The sequence below is a fragment of the Siphonobacter sp. BAB-5405 genome, from assembly GCF_002872335.1.
Lineage (GTDB): Bacteria > Bacteroidota > Bacteroidia > Cytophagales > Spirosomataceae > Siphonobacter.
Window position 1 is genome coordinate 1 of the sequence record NZ_NJAG01000002.1, and the last position, 15,708, is coordinate 15,708.

Sequence of the window (15,708 nt, forward strand, 5' to 3'; positions counted from 1 at the left end):
AGCGTAAGCGAATTACGATTATAAAAAAAGGACGGCTTAGTTAAGTCGTCCTTTTTTTTATAATTCAATTATTTTTTGTATGACCAACAAGGTCTAAATCTGTCTTAAAACAGGGGATACAGATAGACTAGAACCACTAGAAAGAGGACATAACTAAAATAGAAACAGTAGAGATAGATGCTGTTTTTAAAATAAAGAAGTCTTAGGCTTCTATGTTTCAAGATTCTGATCAGTACAACCGTTACTACTATAAAAAATAGAACGGCACTTAGTCGTGTAAAGCCCTGTACGTAAGCCCGTAAGGCAGGAGCAGAAGAAAAGATCCCATTCAAGGAGCTAATTATAAAACTAAGACAGATCCCAGTAAAGCCGATGACCTGCGGAACGCGGTATTTTCTGACATTCAGCATAAACGTTTTTGAATAGATAGGAGGCACTGCTAATATAAGTATTTATACTAGGAAATTGATCCTGCAAACGCTTTTACTAGCGTACGTATTTTCGATATTCTCAGTTCCTTTTACCGGAGCAGGCCAGGCTGGTCAATGTATACCGGATGAAAGAGTCGTGACGCTGCCCATCCGTATTAAAAAGGGGGAGATGGTAGCCCAGAAACCCGGATTTGCCCTCTCCCCGCTGTATAGGGTGCACGAGGTACCAGTTAAATCAGTTTTCGATCCGCATCAAACGCTTCCAGATAATCCGAAACGCGTTTCACGAACTGCCCACCCAGTGAACCATCGACGATCCGGTGGTCGTACGAATGGGAAATGAACATTTTGTGACGAATACCAATCAGATCTCCTTCGGGGGTTTCAATGACGGCCGGTTTTTTCTGGATTGCTCCAAAGGCCATGATGGCTACCTGCGGCTGTACAATGATGGGTGTACCCATAAGGTTTCCGAAAGTACCGATGTTCGAGACGGTATAGGTACCATCGGCCAGGTCATCGGCTTTGAGCTTGTTTTCGCGGGCTCTTTTGGTAAGGTCGTTGATCTTCTTGGTTAATCCCACCAAATTGTACTGATCGGCGTTGTGAATCACCGGTACAATCAAATTGCCACTGGGCAAAGCCACGGCCATACCTACGTTTACTGCTTTTTTGATGAGAATACGATCCCCCTCCACCGAACTGTTAATCATCGGGAAATCCTTGATGGCTTTCACTACGGCTTCGATCAGTAGCGGGGTATAGGTAAGGTTTTCTCCATATTCTTTCTGGAATTGAACTTTCATGCGTTCACGCCAGCGAACAATAGCCGTCATGTCCGTTTCGACGAAACTGCTGACGTGCGGAGCAATGCGTTTGGAATCCACCATTCGTTCCGCAATCAGTTTCCGCATACGATCCATCTCCTGAATTTCTACGTCACCTGTACTAAAGCTGGGCTTGCTTACGACGGGAGCTGATGCTACTGGAGTCGGCTTGGGCTCGGGAGTAGCGGGCGGCGTTGACCGTCGGGCAACGTAGTCCAGCATATCGTTTTTGGTGACCCGACCATCCACGCCCGTACCGGGAACGGTATTCAGCTCGTCCATGGAAATCCCCTCCGTCTGACTGATCGTCAGCACCAGCGGCGAATAATACCGGCCTACGTTCGCAGTATTTTCCGTACGAACCGGTTCACTAATGGCCGTCTGTACCTGATTTTCGAGGTAACTGGCGGCTTCTTCCGTATCGCTTATTTCTTCAGGAGCTTTCGGTTGCGATGTTGTAGCTTCCGAAGATGTTGTACCCACGGCATCGGTTTCGACCCGGCAAATGGGTTTGCCAATGGTCGCCACATCGCCTTCCTGCACGAGCCATTCTTTCAAGATACCCGCCTGGGTTGCCGGAATTTCCGTATCTACTTTGTCCGTCGCCACTTCCAGCAAAGGTTCATCCATTTCCACACGATCACCCGGCTTTTTGAGCAACGTGAGTACCGTGGCTTCATGAATGCTTTCGCCCATGGCAGGCATAAGAATCTCAGTCATAGATTGATTCTGTTTGGCGTTTCGGGCAAAGGTACTAGGTACTTCTGCCCAATTCACGTATTAATCCAAGGGAAGGCCTACTAGCACTTTCCGCAACAAATTTAAGAGAGAAAGGGCCGTTTGATGAATATTCTGTGGACGGTCCCCCCCTAAAGTCAGTTTTTTCGTAATGGTTTGCTCGGGAGATGCCAGGGCAATCCAGATGGTTCCTACGGGTTTTTCGGTAGTACCACCGTCGGGACCGGCAATGCCACTGGTAGCGAGTCCGAAGGTAGTTCCGAAGCGTTCGCGTACGCCTTCGGCCATTTCCCGGATGGTTGGCTCTGAAACAGCTCCGTAGTTCTCCAGCGTAGCGGACTGAACATCGAGTGTATTCATCTTGGCCGCATTGGAATAACTCACCACGCCTGCCTGAAAATACGCTGAGCTTCCCGGAATCTTTGTAATCAGGTGGGAGAGGTACCCACCCGTACAGCTTTCGGCAATGGCTAAACTATGGCCGGATTCACGTAGTAAGCGGGCTACTACGTCTTCAATCTCATCGCTATCGTAGCCATATACGTAGGTAGAAATCAGCGGTAAAACCTTGGCGATCTCAGCGTTCGCTTCCGCTTGCAGGACTTCCAGCGATTCGCCGGTGGCCGTCAGCCGAAGTTTCACCATACCCATCGAAGGTAAGTACGCCAGTTTGATGTGTGAGGGCAATGCATCTTCCCAAGCTTCGATACGTTCGGCCAGAAAAGATTCACCAATACCAATGGTACGCAGCATTTTATGGTGAATAACTGGTAAGGGAAACGTCGACTTAATGCGGGGTAGCACCTCATCCGTCATCAGTCCCTTCATTTCATGCGGAACGCCGGGTAAGGAAACAAATACCGTACCGCGTTCATAGAACCACATGCCCGGAGCCGTACCCCGCGTATTGGGAAGGTAGGTGGCATTCAGGGGCAGAGAAGCCTGTAACTTATTGATTTCGGTAAGTTCCCTCCCCCTTTTCTGGAAAAATTCGGTTACGAATACTAACGCTTCCGGGTGGATGGCCTGGCCGGTATTAAAGTATTCACAAAGGGTAGTTTTGGTGATGTCATCTTTGGTAGGACCTAAGCCGCCTGTTAGTATGACAATGTCAGCTCGTTGTTCGGCTTCGCTCAAAATACTCAAAATAGCGGCTCGCTGGTCACCCACCGAGCTTTTGCGAACGGTACGTACGCCGATGGCTGACAACTCAGCCCCAATCCATTGCGTATTCGTATCGGTGATTTGGCCAAAAAGGATTTCATCGCCAATCGTTATAATTTCTGCCGTAACGGGTCTCATGAGAGTAAACTTGAATGTCAATAATCAAGAAAGTAGGGGACTGGCATAGATTCTTGAGTACCCTTACGCAGCTGGACTATCGAAAGTCTGATGTGATGTTTTCGATTTTGGTCTATTTTTGCGGCTTAAAACTACATAAAAAACGAAGTTTAACCGTTTAAATCTACAACCACCTACTAGAACAGAAACCCAATGAAAAAGGTTATAGGAAGTTTACTTGTTGTATGCTTATCCATACAGTTAGCTCAGGCTCAAAGCGATAGTACACAGAATACGCAGCGGAAAAGTGGTTGGGGTGGGATTTTAGAAAAAGCAGGGAGTATATTAAAACAAGGCTCCCAGGGGACATCCAGTTCGGACGAGATTGCGAATGGGTTGAAAGAGGCTTTGACCTTAGGTATTAAAAAGGGCTCCGAACAGGCTTCAAAGACGGATGGTTTCTATAAAAATGCACTCATCAAAATTTTGCTGCCTCCCGAAGTACAAAAAGTAGAAGGAACCTTACGAAAAATTGGCTTAGGCAAACAGGTCGATCAGTTTGTACTCACGCTAAACCGGGGAGCGGAGGACGCATCCAAGAAAGCATTCCCTATTTTCGTGGATGCGATTACTAAAATGACGATTACGGATGCAATTTCGATTCTGAAAGGAGAGAAAAACGCCGCCACCGAGTACCTGAAGCGTACATCGTTTGATGCCCTCTACAAGGAATTCAACCCGATCATTCAAACTTCCATTGATAAGACGCAGGCCACTAAGTATTACGGAACGATTGTGACGGCCTATAATCGAATTCCTCTGGTCCCCCAGAAACTCAATCCTGACCTGGATGATTACGCCACCCGTAAAGCCATTGACGGATTGTTTTTGCTAGTCGAACAGGAAGAAGCAAAAATTCGGGAGAACCCCGCCGCCCGCGTAACTGATTTGCTGAAGAAGGTATTTGGGCAGCAGTAGCGGCGGTTTTGAGTTTTGGTAAGGGTGAGTTAGTCTAAAAAACAACACACCGAAAACCAGAATAGACGATTCTACCCTGAAAACTCAAAACGCATCCGGAACTTATCGGAAGTTTTCAGTCTTTACTTACCTGATTTAATTCTTTGTAACGGGCCTTGTGCCATATTGTATGAAAAAAGCAGAAATCCATTTCGACATTGAGCTTGACGAGAATAACGTTCCCAATAAGATTTACTGGGACGCTTCGGATAACCCGAATGAGGGTCTCAATGATACACAAGCCATTTCGATTGCTACCTGGGATCGCTATCACCGGGCAACGATGAAACTGGATTTGTGGACCAAAGACATGGAAGTAGGAGATATGAAGCAATTCTACATTGAAATTATGTCGGGTGTGGCGGATTCCGTAATTTCTGCTACGGGCGACAAAAAAATGGCCGAACAGATTCACGACGTTTGCAAAATCCTGAGTCGTAACCTGAAGGCCGAACTGGAAGAATTGCAGCGTAACAGTAAATAAACGAGCATGGGAAACCTGAAAAAGGCCCTGCTCTTCGGCTATTTTAGCCTGTTGATGGGGTCGGTGTGGGCTCAGGGCGTATCCTTTGTTCAGGGTAACCTCCGTACGCCTTTTACGCAGGCGAAAGCTCAAAAAAAGGCGGTTTTCGTGGAAGTGTATTCACCTACCTGCCACGTTTGCGAGAGCTTTAAACCCACGTTTCAGCAAGCTTCAGTAGGTGCCGCTTACAATGCCCGTTTCATAAGCTACAAGCTCGATATTAATTCACCCGAAGCTCAGGCTTTTCTGGCTAAGCAGCACCTGGTAGTACCTTCTTTGCCACTGTTCTTATTTTTTGATGCGGACGTGAAATTACTACATGCTCAGAACGTGAGTAATTCAGCTAAAGAGGTGATTTCTGTAGCTAATACGGCCCTAGACGCTACGAAACGGAGCAGTGGGTATGCCAATCGTTTTAAAAAAGGAGAACGTACTACTGCCTTTTTGCTAGAGTACGGCTCATTTACGCGAATCGTCCGGGATACGGTAGCGAATGTACAGGTGATGCAGGCGTATGCTAAGGCTTTACCCAACAGTGCGTACACCAGCAAACCTGCGTTCACGGCGTTGCAGAAGGTAGTGATGGATGCGGAGAATCCACTTTTTACGTACTTCATGTCGCATTTAACGGCGTATAAAGGAAAATATCCTCCGCAGGAAGTGACGAAAGCCGGGGAATCCATTGTGATGAATACTTTGTACGCAGGTCGGGCGGCGTTTATGGCTCCGGAACGAATCCAGAAAATTGGATCGTACCTGACTACCCTGGGACTGGATGCAAAATCAGTAGAAAACCGAACTCTGATACCCGATTTGAACGCTTTATTGCGGGCTCAGCGGTGGGGACAATTGCTCGATCGGATCAATCGGTACGAGAAAGTGGGTGGTCCCGGTGCGGCTGAATGTTCGTACCTGGCTTCGTATCTGCGAAGTAAATCGAATAACCCGCAAATTCTTCAAAAAGCGGCTACATTAGCCAGCCGGGGAAATTGATAATAGAAAAAGGCCTGCGATATCGCAGGCCTTTTTAACGATAGGCTTCAAAACCCTATTAAAACTGGAAATATTCTTTCGCGTTGCGGTAGCAAATGTTCTGCACCAGTTGACCCAGCCATTCGATATCCGCCGGTAACTCGCCATTTTCCACATCGTTGCCAATCATGTTACACAGAATACGGCGGAAATACTCGTGACGGGGATAGGAAAGGAAGCTGCGGGAATCCGTAAGCATACCCAGAAAACGACTCAACAAGCCCATGTTGGAAAGAGCATTGATTTGCTTTTCCATGCCATCTTTCTGATCCAGGAACCACCAGCCCGAGCCCCACTGGACTTTACCCGGCGTGGTACCATCATTGAAGTTTCCGATCATCGTAGCGAACACCTCATTGTCGGCCGGGTTCAGGTTGTACAGAATCGTCTTTGCCAGTTTGTTCTCGTTATCGAGCATGCCCATGAACGTGCTCAACGAACGGGCCTGTGGGAAGTCGCCAATGGAATCCCAGCCCGTATCGGGGCCGAGTTCGCGTAACAAACGCGTATTGTTATTCCGTAAAGCTCCCAGGTGATACTGTTGCGTCCAGCCTTTTTCCCAGTCCATGATGGCAAACTCAATCAGCATGGCCGATTTGAATTTCTGCCGTTCTTCAAACGTAGGTAACTGGCCGCTACGGGCTTTGGCGAAAATGGTACGAATCTCAGATTCAGTATATTCAGCGGCATAAACCTGCTCCAGGCCGTGATCAGACAAACGTCCGCCCAGGGAAGCGAAGAAGTCATGACGTTGCCGCAGAGCCGCTACGTATTCATCGTAAGTACTAACCGAGAGGTTCGAAACGGCCTCAATTTTATCAACGTAGGCGTTAAACTCCGCCGGATTGTCGATGGAAAGCATGGCCTTGTCCGGACGAAACGTCGGGAGTACTTTCAGGTCAAGGCCTTCGGCGGCAATTTGCTGGTGGTATTTCAGATCATCGGAAGGATCATCCGTTGTACAAACCACTTCTACATTCATGCGGCGAAGCAGATTCCGTACGGAATAATCCGATGTATTGAGCAGGGCGGTGGCTTCGTCGTAAATGTCTTTCGCTGAAGCCGCATTCAGTACCCGGTCAATGCCAAAATACCGCTGCAGCTCCAGGTGAGTCCAGTGGTACAGTGGATTCCGCATGGTATACGGAACGGTCTCGGCCCATTTCTGGAATTTCTCGAAATCCGAAGCATCACCCGTACAGTATCGTTCCGCTACGCCATTGGTACGCATCGCCCGCCACTTGTAATGATCGCCATACAACCAGATTTGAGTCAGATTGGAAAAATTTTTATCGGCTGCAATCTGGTCGGGTGGGAGATGGCAGTGGTAATCAATGATGGGCATGGCCCGGGCAAAATCATGATATAAGGTACGAGCGGTTTCAGTTTGAAGGAGGAAATCTTCGCTCAGGAACGGCTTGACTGACAATAAGGTGGCGTTCATACGAATAGCGTTCTTTCTGTCAAGACCTGACATTTGAACCCTATCCCTGAAAAAAGAATGAAAATTAAAATCAATTTAAGCAAAAGCCCTTATTTCCGCAGCTGAATGGGTTTTCCAAAGTGCGTTTGAAGATAGTAAGCCGCATTTTCGTCACCCAACTGAGCAGCCTGTTCCCAATCCATGCGAGCGGAATCAAATTGTTTGAGACGGTACCGGGCTTCCCCCCGAAAACGGAGTACATTGGCATTCTCCGAGCGGGAATGCCACACGGCTTTGTCCAGTTCCAGAAAGGCCTGATCCGTTTCTTCCAGTTCCAAATGAGAAAGGCCTTTGTAGAGAAAACATTCCCACAAGGTATTATCGTACGCCGAAGAGTGCGTAAAATCGTATAAAGCCGAGTAATAGTTGCTCAGGTAGTAATTACAAATACCCCGATACAGATAAGCAACGGCCGATTTCGGATACCGATTGACTAATAAGGTAAAGTACGCGTGAGCTTCCTCGTATTGCTTATTCTGCACCAGTTCAATACCCTCGGCAAAGCGTTTGCGGTCTTTATCAGCGGGTGTGTCATGATCTTCCGTAAAATACCGGATGATTACATAGGGAATCAGCAATAGTATGAGAGCAATGGTTTCCATATACTGAACTAACCGTTGAGCGACTGAGCCAGCTCAGCCTGTACTTTCTTGGGTAAACTCGCCACAACCAACGCGTACGAGTGGTCAATCAATTCACGGAAAAGGGTCTGATTTCGATTGGCTTTTACCGTATTCCAATGTTTTTTGTTCATGTGATAACCCGGCACAATCCAATCGTATTGCTCGCGTAACTCCAACGCTCGCTCCGGATCACATTTTAAATTACAGGCAAACTCTTCGGCATCCAGCGAGGTGAGAGCGAATACTTTTCCCATGACTTTATACACCAGCGTGTCGGGTCCAAAGGGCGTTTCTTCCGACACCCCGGCTTTACGAAGACAATACTCGCGAAACTGTTCTAAATCCACACGCTTAAACGGATAAACGGTCTTAACGGGTGAGAGCACGCACAAGCATCACCACCAGACAAAAAAGGAACATGATAATACTGATCCGATTGATGCCGTGCATCATGCGGAGATTGAAACTATCCGGTCGGGAAGGATCTTTCTTCCCAAAAACCCGAAAAAAGTATCGAAAGGCTTCTCCGAGTTTAAATTGGTTTTTGATGCGATTGCTATCCATGGTATCCTCATTCAAGTAAATAGATCAACCTGAAAAAGAGAGCATTCCAGGTTCTATTCCTATACTGTTAAGCCAATAATGCAGCTTCCGGTTCCCGCCAGACGCCATCTTCCCGCATTAATTCAATTAATTCATCCAGAGCCCGATCGGCGGGTACGGAACGTTTCACGACCTGCTGACCCCGGTACAAAGCAATCTTGTTTACACCCATGCCCACATAGCCATAATCGGCGTCGGCCATCTCGCCCGGACCATTGACAATACAGCCCATGATGCCGATTTTAATGCCTTTGAGGTGATCCGTACGCTGACGAATCTGGGCAGTGGTGTCCTGTAAGTCAAACAGCGTACGTCCGCAGGAAGGGCAGGAAATGTATTCCGTCTTGCTCATCCGGGTACGGGCCGCCTGCAAAATGCCAAACGCCAGGGAATTCAGAAATTTACTCTGCTGACCGGGATTTTCGACTGAAGGTTTGAGCATCAGGCCATCCCCCAAACCATCCACCAGAAGTCCGCCGCAATCCGTCGCCGCGTAGAGCGTGGTGGCGTCCGCCGTAGTCTGGCCCTGCGACCATTGAATGACTACGGGCAGGTTAATCCGTTGCTGAATCAGTTTGAAGAACAGCCGACGAAGCTCCGGCATGGCGTGGCTGTTGGTCGTTTCAACCAGCAGGACTGCGTACGGATCTTCCTGTAAATAACCCAGTAAATCCCCTTCGCAATTAGCCAGACTTAGCCGTACTAGGTGCAGAAAGGGAAAAGCCTGTCGTTCCTGAATACTGGTCAGATATTCGGTCGTAGTAAAGACCGGAAACTTGTGAGCCTGCTCACCAAGGGTACGCCAGATGGGATAATCGATCAGTTCCTTCAAGCCGTTTGGTAACATGAAAGGTACCGGACGCGAACCCGTATAGAGGTAGTCCGCTCCCAGATCGTTCATGGCCCATTTGTCCGTGGCGGGCAAATAGAAATGTCCAATCGGCTGTAAATCCACTGGATTGTTAATTTCCTGCGTTGAAAAATCAGCAATGACCCGGGGTACATTCTTACCGCCGAAATTCTCGACTTCCGCCGTGATTCGGCGGGTGTACGCAAACGGATTGATGGGCGACGTCGTAAGGGCTTCGATGGGCTGTGCCGTCGCTGCCCGTTCGGCATAGCGATCTACCAGCGTACGGGCGACGGGAATTTCAAATTCGGGGTCTTCCGTCAAACTCACGCGTACGGTATCGCCCAGGCCGTCTTCCAGCAGCGTACCGATGCCCATGGCTGACTTGACACGACCGTCTTCGCCTTCGCCCGCTTCCGTTACACCCAGGTGCAGGGGGTAGGGTTGCAGGTTTTCATCCTTTAATTTTTTTACCAGCAGGCGATACGCCTCTACCATGACTTGAGGGTTGGACGACTTCATCGAAATCACGATGTTCGTGAAGTGTTCGTCTTCGCAAATGCGTAAAAACTCCAGTGCCGATTCCACCATGCCAATGGGCGTATCGCCGTAGCGGCTCATGATGCGGTCGGAGAGCGAACCGTGGTTCGTACCAATCCGCATGGCGGTTCCGTATTCTTTGCAGATGCGGACCAGCGGAACAAACTTTTCGCGAATTCGCTCGATTTCGGCCTGGTACGCGGCTTCAGTATAGTCTACAATCTCAAAACGTTTCTTATCGGCGTAGTTGCCGGGGTTAATCCGGACTTTCTCCACCAGACGAGCCGCCAGTTCAGCCGCGTTGGGCGTAAAGTGAATGTCCGCACAAATGGGCGTCCGGTAGCCGCGTCGGTTGAGCTCCTTGCGGATATTGTCCAGATTTTGAGCTTCCTTCACACTTGGAGCCGTAATCCGAACCAGTTCACAACCCGCCTCAATCATACGGATGGACTGTTCGACGGAACCCAGCGTATCCATGGTATCGATGGTAGTCATGGACTGCACCCGAATGGGGTAATCCGACCCTATCCATAAATCACCAACCCGAACCTGCGTGGTTGGTCGGCGGGAGTAAGCCGTTAATGATTGACAATATTCTGATCCAGCTGCCATTAAATCAGGCATTTGTAGTTCCGAAGTGACTTCCATGTAAAAAATAAAACGCTCGTAAGACAAAGGTAGCAGGGGGGAGGCGTATAGCCACGGAATTTTAGAAATTCTCGCCGAATTCTTAACGCTGCATTCGGGCGAATTGTTCTTAAGATCTTACGCTTATTTTAGCCCCATTTCTACGCTGAATGCAGACCGAATATATGAATGTATATTCAGTCATGCGTTGTAAGGAGTTGTGTATCAGCAAAAGAGGCCGCTCCTTTTAGGAAACGGCCTCTTTTGCTGATCTTATCTTACTATTCTTACCAAGACTGTCTTTTATGACCAATCAATGCGTAGAAGAGGATGTATACATAACATACCCCCATAACCCAAAAACCGCGTTGAGGATTAGCTTCGCCACCTAGAGCAGCATATGCTAAAGGTACTAAACCGCCCCCTGGCCCAATACCCATTACCAGTAATGCAGAACCCAGCTTTGTAAATTTGCCTAGTCCTTTGATGGCTAGTGGGAAAATGGAAGGCCACATAAGGGCATTTGCCAACCCCATAAGAGCAATAGCATATACCGAAGTGTAGCCTGAAGTGAAAATAGCTAAAAGCGTGAAAATAAGACCTGCAACCGCTGAGCAAACTAGAGCTTTTTCCTGCTTAATGTATTTAGGAATAGCAATAATTCCAATGATATAACCTACTAGCATAGCCGCTAGGGTGAAGGAAGTGAAATATTTAGACTTGTCAAGACTGATCCCAATATTTTTACCATATTGAGCAATTCCATCGCCAGCTATTACTTCAGCACCTACGTAAAACATAATTGCAAAAATACCTAGGACAAGGTTTGGGTGAGAGAAAACGCTGGAACGTGTATGGGCAGATACAACGGCATTGTCTTCTCCTTCAATTTCAGGCAATTTGGAAACTTTAACCAGAAGGGCAACGAATACAAGGAAAACGGCAAGAACAATGTATGGCAAATTTACACGGTTACTCATTTCCTGTAAAATAGTATCCATCTCAATTCCGGAAGCAGTTTTGAGCTTTACTCGGAGTTCTTCAGATCCTTTCAGTACTAAACCACCCATGATAATGGGACTAATAATTCCAGCAAACTTGTTAGCTATACCTACCAGACTGATTCGTTTGGCAGCACTTTCGATGGGACCTAATAGACTAACGTACGGATTAACAGCTGTTTGTAAAAGAGATAACCCCATCCCTTGTATAAAAAGGCCTAATAGGAATAGTCCGAAAAGACGGCTTTGTGCAGCAGGTATGAATAAAAGTGATCCTACGATCACAACTCCCAGCCCAATGATGATCCCATTCTTAAATCCAAATTTCTGTAGAATAGAAGAAGAAGGAATAGCCAGAAAAAAGTAGGACATGTAAAAAGCAGAAGTAACGAAAAAAGCCTCAAAATCAGTAAGCTGACATACTATTTGCAAAAAAGGAATCAGCGTACTATTGGTCCAAGTGATAAAACCAAGGGTAAAAAAAAGTACCCCAACAATAATCATCGGTACGAGATACGACTGCGGTTTGCCTGGTTGAGCCATAGAAAGTTAGGTATAGAAAGGGAATGATGGAGTGTGTGATAGCGTTTGTAAAAGTTCGTGAATTTATAAATAATTTTAATAAATAGAGCTTTCTATGGATAAAGACTTCCAAATAACGTTTGGAAACCCGTTCAAAAATAAACCTCGTGTCATTTATTTTAAGGCAGAAAACGAATATTCCTCGGTGAAATCAGGGTTTTGCCAATCGACTGTTGTAGCACTGAAAATCAGATAAATCAAAGTTTTTAGAGAAGTCCTGGAACATTTGTTTGCCGACTTCCGTTATTTTGAGACTCACAAACCACGCTTTCCTGATGGGCAGAAGTGTTGCTGACAAACTTTCAGACGACTTTTCCATCACCGATCGTAACCAGTACCTGTAGATTGAAACCCATAGCTTATGGAAGAAAAGAGAGTTGCGGTGTTCCGCAAGGAGCATTTCAACGCTGCTCACCGATTGCACAATCCCAATTGGTCGGATGAACAAAATAAGGCCGTCTTTGGATTGTGTAACAACCCCAACTATCACGGTCATAATTACGAGCTGATTGTGCAGGTGACTGGACCCATCGATCCGGAAACGGGTTACGTGGTGGATCTTAAGTATCTGTCTGATCTGATCAAAACGCACGTAACCGACCGCTTCGACCATAAAAATCTCAATCTGGATACCGAAGAGTTCGCTCAGCTTAATCCTACGGCAGAACACATTGCCATTGTCATTTACGAAAAGCTCAAGGCGAACCTTGCCCCGCAGCTTGACCTAAAAATTCGCTTGTATGAAACCGAACGAAATTTCGTTGAATACCCTGTTGTCGGATAATTCAATCGTATTTTCTGACGAAGAAATCGGAGAAGACCACATTGCCACTTCGATCCAGACGCCCTTACGGGCCGATGCCTTTGACCTGACCGACGAGCAGAAAATCGACAAAATTCAGGAACATTTTCGGGAAATCATGCTCACGCTGGGCCTCGACCTGAACGACGACAGCTTGAAAGGTACACCCCGCCGGGTAGCTAAAATGTACGTACAGGAAATCTTTAGCGGCCTCAATCCCAAAAATATGCCGGCAGCCACGCTGTTCGACAATAAATACCGCTACCAGGAAATGCTCGTGGAGCGGGATATTCAGTTCTATTCCAACTGCGAACACCACTTTGTTCCCATCATTGGTAAAGCTCACGTTGCCTATATTTCCAACGGTAAAGTGATTGGCCTGTCGAAACTGAACCGCCTGGTTCAACACTTTGCCAAGCGTCCGCAGGTACAGGAACGGATGACGGTGCAGATTGCCCGTGAATTGCAGCGTGTGCTCGAAACGCCCGATGTAGCGGTACTCATGGATGCCCGTCACCTGTGCGTGTCCATGCGGGGAATTGAAGATCCGACCTCCTCGACGGTGACGTCCTTTTACGGGGGTAAATTTGAAGAAGAAGCCAAAAAGCAGGAGTTTTTAAAGTACCTGCAATTGTAAGAATAACCCGATAAAGACTTATCGAGACGTCTGCTGACCAGCAGACGTTTTTTTTTTGTACTGATTTTTGACCATTTACCCCGAAAAAATCTCGACTGCCTTAAATTGGGTATGGTACATGTGGCCTGGATACGGACCTTTGGGTTATTCTATTTTAACCACTACTACTATGACCTTTGTACCTGGTGCTTTTGTATTTTTTGGGCTGATCGCTCTGGTTGTGTTTTTGTCCGTCGTGATTGTACAGCAGGGAACCGTTGCTGTCATTACAATTTTCGGAAAATATCAGCGGGTCATGACGCCCGGTTTAAACTTCAAAATTCCTTTTATTGAGTACGTCTACCGCCGTATTTCCATCCAGAATCAATCGGTAGAACTGGAGTTTCAGGCCATCACCAATGATCAGGCGAATGTGCGATTTAAAGCGATGCTGGTGTATTCGGTACTCAATCAGTCGGAAGAAGCCATCCAGAACGTAGCCTTTAAGTTCGTCGATCAGCGGAGCCTGATGCAGGCCTTGATTCGAACCATCGAAGGTCCATACGGAGTTACGTTGCCACAAAAAAACAGGCCGAAATTCTGGCATTGCGTTCGGAAATTGTATCTCACGTGAAAACGGAGATCGACGAAATGCTCGTCACCTGGGGCTATCACCTCATTGATTTACAACTCAACGACATTGCCTTTGACGAGGCCATTATGCGATCCATGGCTCAGGTCGTGGCGTCCAATAACCTGAGAGCCGCCGCCGAAAACGAAGGACAGGCTCTGCTGATTACCAAAACCAAATCGGCCGAGGCGGAAGGAAATGCCATTAAAATCGCCGCGGAAGCCGAACGGGTAGCCGCTCAGTTACGCGGGCAGGGGATTGCTTTATTCCGGGAAGAAGTTTCCAAGGGGATGGCTCAGGCCGTGCAGGAACTGAAAGATCGCAACATGGACCCCTCGCTGGTGCTGTTCTCGATGTGGACGGAAGCCATTCGCCACTTTGCCGAACACGGAAAAGGGAACGTCATTTTCCTGGACGGTTCAAACGATGGCTTACAAACCACGCTCAAGCAGTTACAGGGGCTGATTCAGAAAAATGCAAACGATGAGCTGACGGAGTAATTACTCCTTGAGAGCTTCGAGAAAGTGCTTTTGATTGAGTACCAGATTCTGCCGGGTCCAGTTGATTTCCTTCTTGCGGGGAAACTGCCGGACCGGGCAATCTTTTAACTGACAGTGATGGCAGCAGGCAGGCAGGCAGGGATCGACGTGCACGAAAATCTCCACGCGGGAATTGAACTCTACTTCCAGAATGGCCTCAACCTCGTGCACCGCCGTATGCACCTTCTCCAGATCCCAGTAATAGGGGAGCGTCAGGTGGCAGTCGATGTGCAGATCAGCTCCGTAATGCTGGATCCGCAGGTTGTGAATATCAATCCAGTAGTCTTTCCGATGATCCCTGAGAATGTCCACAACGCGTTTGACCGTGGAGTCATCCGCTTCGTCCATCAAACCACCCGCGGATTTACGGGCAATCTGAAAGCCATTAAAAATCAGAATCACCCCGAAGACCACCGAAATCAGACGATCCAGCCAGACGAAGCCGGAAAGTAATACCAGTCCAATACCAAAAAGCAAAATCAGGGTAGATAAGGCGTCCAATTGCAGATGTTTTCCGTCCGCGATGAGCGAAGGAGAGCCCTGCTTTTCGCCTTCTTTCTGAACGTAATAGCCCACCACGTAATTGACAATCATCGTAATACCAACGAGGATCATCCCCGTATCCAGTTTCTGAATCGGTTCGGGGTAAATCCATTGCCGAATGGCCTGAACGATGATAAAAATACCGGCTAGCAGGATGAGTACGCCTTCAAGACCCGCGGAGAAAAATTCAATTTTTCCGTGACCGTAGGGGTGGTTTAAATCACTGGGTTGGGAGGCCAGGTATACGCTATACGTCGCAAACCCACTCGCCAGTACGTTGACGATTGACTCCAGAGCATCGGATAAAATGGCACTGGAACCCGTTAGCCACCAGGCGACAAATTTGAGCAGCATCAAAATGACACTAACGCCAAAGGAGAGCCAGATGAGTTGCTGTTTACGACTAATGGACATGACTT

General features: G+C 47.5%; 14 protein-coding genes and 1 pseudogene. 6 read left to right on the forward strand and 9 right to left on the reverse strand.

All coding sequences use genetic code 11. From position 1 onward, the window contains the following. Nucleotides 1–661: 661 nt before the first annotated feature. Complete coding sequence (locus BWI97_RS01060; RefSeq protein WP_102199731.1) at nucleotides 662–1,978, reverse strand: dihydrolipoamide acetyltransferase family protein; 1,317 nt, start codon at nucleotides 1,976–1,978, stop codon at nucleotides 662–664. 60 nt (nucleotides 1,979–2,038) lie between these two features. Further along, complete coding sequence (locus tag BWI97_RS01065) at nucleotides 2,039–3,298, reverse strand: competence/damage-inducible protein A (protein WP_102199732.1); 1,260 nt, start codon at nucleotides 3,296–3,298, stop codon at nucleotides 2,039–2,041. Nucleotides 3,299–3,490: 192 nt separating this feature from the next. Here BWI97_RS01065 and BWI97_RS01070 point away from each other — a divergent pair, with 192 nt between their 5' ends. The 3 genes from BWI97_RS01070 (at nucleotide 3,491) to BWI97_RS01080 (ending at nucleotide 5,810) form a co-directional block, all read left to right on the forward strand. After that, a complete protein-coding gene (locus BWI97_RS01070; RefSeq protein WP_094809019.1) occupies nucleotides 3,491–4,255 on the forward strand; it encodes a DUF4197 domain-containing protein in 765 nt (254 codons plus the stop codon). A 169-nt stretch (nucleotides 4,256–4,424) separates the two neighbouring features. Then, a complete protein-coding gene (gene gldC / locus BWI97_RS01075; protein ID WP_094809018.1) occupies nucleotides 4,425–4,778 on the forward strand; it encodes a gliding motility protein GldC in 354 nt (117 codons plus the stop codon). A gap of 6 nt (nucleotides 4,779–4,784) precedes the next feature. Then, on the forward strand, nucleotides 4,785–5,810 hold the full coding sequence (locus tag BWI97_RS01080) for a thioredoxin family protein (RefSeq protein WP_102199733.1): 1,026 nt from the start codon (nucleotides 4,785–4,787) through the stop codon (nucleotides 5,808–5,810). 58 nt (nucleotides 5,811–5,868) lie between these two features. On the opposite strand, the gene uxaC is transcribed toward BWI97_RS01080, so the two are convergent. The 6 genes from uxaC to BWI97_RS01110 form a co-directional block, all read right to left on the reverse strand. After that, nucleotides 5,869–7,293 (reverse strand): glucuronate isomerase, encoded by a 1,425-nt coding sequence (gene uxaC / locus BWI97_RS01085; RefSeq protein ID WP_102199734.1) that lies wholly within the window; start codon nucleotides 7,291–7,293, stop codon nucleotides 5,869–5,871. Nucleotides 7,294–7,382: 89 nt separating this feature from the next. Beyond that, the gene (locus BWI97_RS01090) at nucleotides 7,383–7,934 is read right to left on the reverse strand and encodes a tetratricopeptide repeat protein (RefSeq protein ID WP_233207717.1); all 552 of its coding nucleotides are present in this window, start codon (nucleotides 7,932–7,934) and stop codon (nucleotides 7,383–7,385) included. An 8-nt stretch (nucleotides 7,935–7,942) separates the two neighbouring features. After that, complete coding sequence (locus BWI97_RS01095; protein ID WP_102199735.1) at nucleotides 7,943–8,302, reverse strand: MmcQ/YjbR family DNA-binding protein; 360 nt, start codon at nucleotides 8,300–8,302, stop codon at nucleotides 7,943–7,945. A 22-nt stretch (nucleotides 8,303–8,324) separates the two neighbouring features. Then, nucleotides 8,325–8,519: a DUF6728 family protein gene (locus BWI97_RS01100; RefSeq protein WP_094809056.1), complete on the reverse strand. Its 195-nt coding sequence runs from the start codon at nucleotides 8,517–8,519 to the stop codon at nucleotides 8,325–8,327. Between the two features lie 67 nt (nucleotides 8,520–8,586). Further along, entirely contained in the window at nucleotides 8,587–10,560 is a 1,974-nt protein-coding gene (gene ispG / locus BWI97_RS01105) for a (E)-4-hydroxy-3-methylbut-2-enyl-diphosphate synthase (RefSeq protein WP_102199926.1), read from the reverse strand. Nucleotides 10,561–10,862: 302 nt separating this feature from the next. Then, nucleotides 10,863–12,119, reverse strand: a complete 1,257-nt coding sequence (locus tag BWI97_RS01110) for a sugar MFS transporter (protein ID WP_199181972.1) — start codon at nucleotides 12,117–12,119, stop codon at nucleotides 10,863–10,865. 400 nt (nucleotides 12,120–12,519) lie between these two features. Here BWI97_RS01110 and BWI97_RS01115 point away from each other — a divergent pair, with 400 nt between their 5' ends. From BWI97_RS01115 to BWI97_RS01125, 3 genes and pseudogenes are all read left to right on the forward strand, one after another. Further along, complete coding sequence (locus BWI97_RS01115; protein WP_102199737.1) at nucleotides 12,520–12,942, forward strand: 6-carboxytetrahydropterin synthase; 423 nt, start codon at nucleotides 12,520–12,522, stop codon at nucleotides 12,940–12,942. After that, nucleotides 12,899–13,597 carry a GTP cyclohydrolase I FolE gene (gene folE, locus BWI97_RS01120; protein WP_102199738.1) on the forward strand — a complete coding sequence of 233 codons (699 nt, stop codon included), beginning with the start codon at nucleotides 12,899–12,901 and terminating at the stop codon, nucleotides 13,595–13,597. The genes BWI97_RS01115 and folE overlap by 44 nt, the downstream gene beginning before the upstream one ends. A gap of 169 nt (nucleotides 13,598–13,766) precedes the next feature. Continuing rightward, a pseudogene (locus tag BWI97_RS01125) lies at nucleotides 13,767–14,707 on the forward strand (SPFH domain-containing protein). On the opposite strand, the gene BWI97_RS01130 reads toward BWI97_RS01125, so the two are convergent. Then, nucleotides 14,708–15,703 carry a cation diffusion facilitator family transporter gene (locus BWI97_RS01130; RefSeq protein WP_102199739.1) on the reverse strand — a complete coding sequence of 332 codons (996 nt, stop codon included), beginning with the start codon at nucleotides 15,701–15,703 and terminating at the stop codon, nucleotides 14,708–14,710. Between the last annotated feature and the right edge of the window lie 5 nt (nucleotides 15,704–15,708).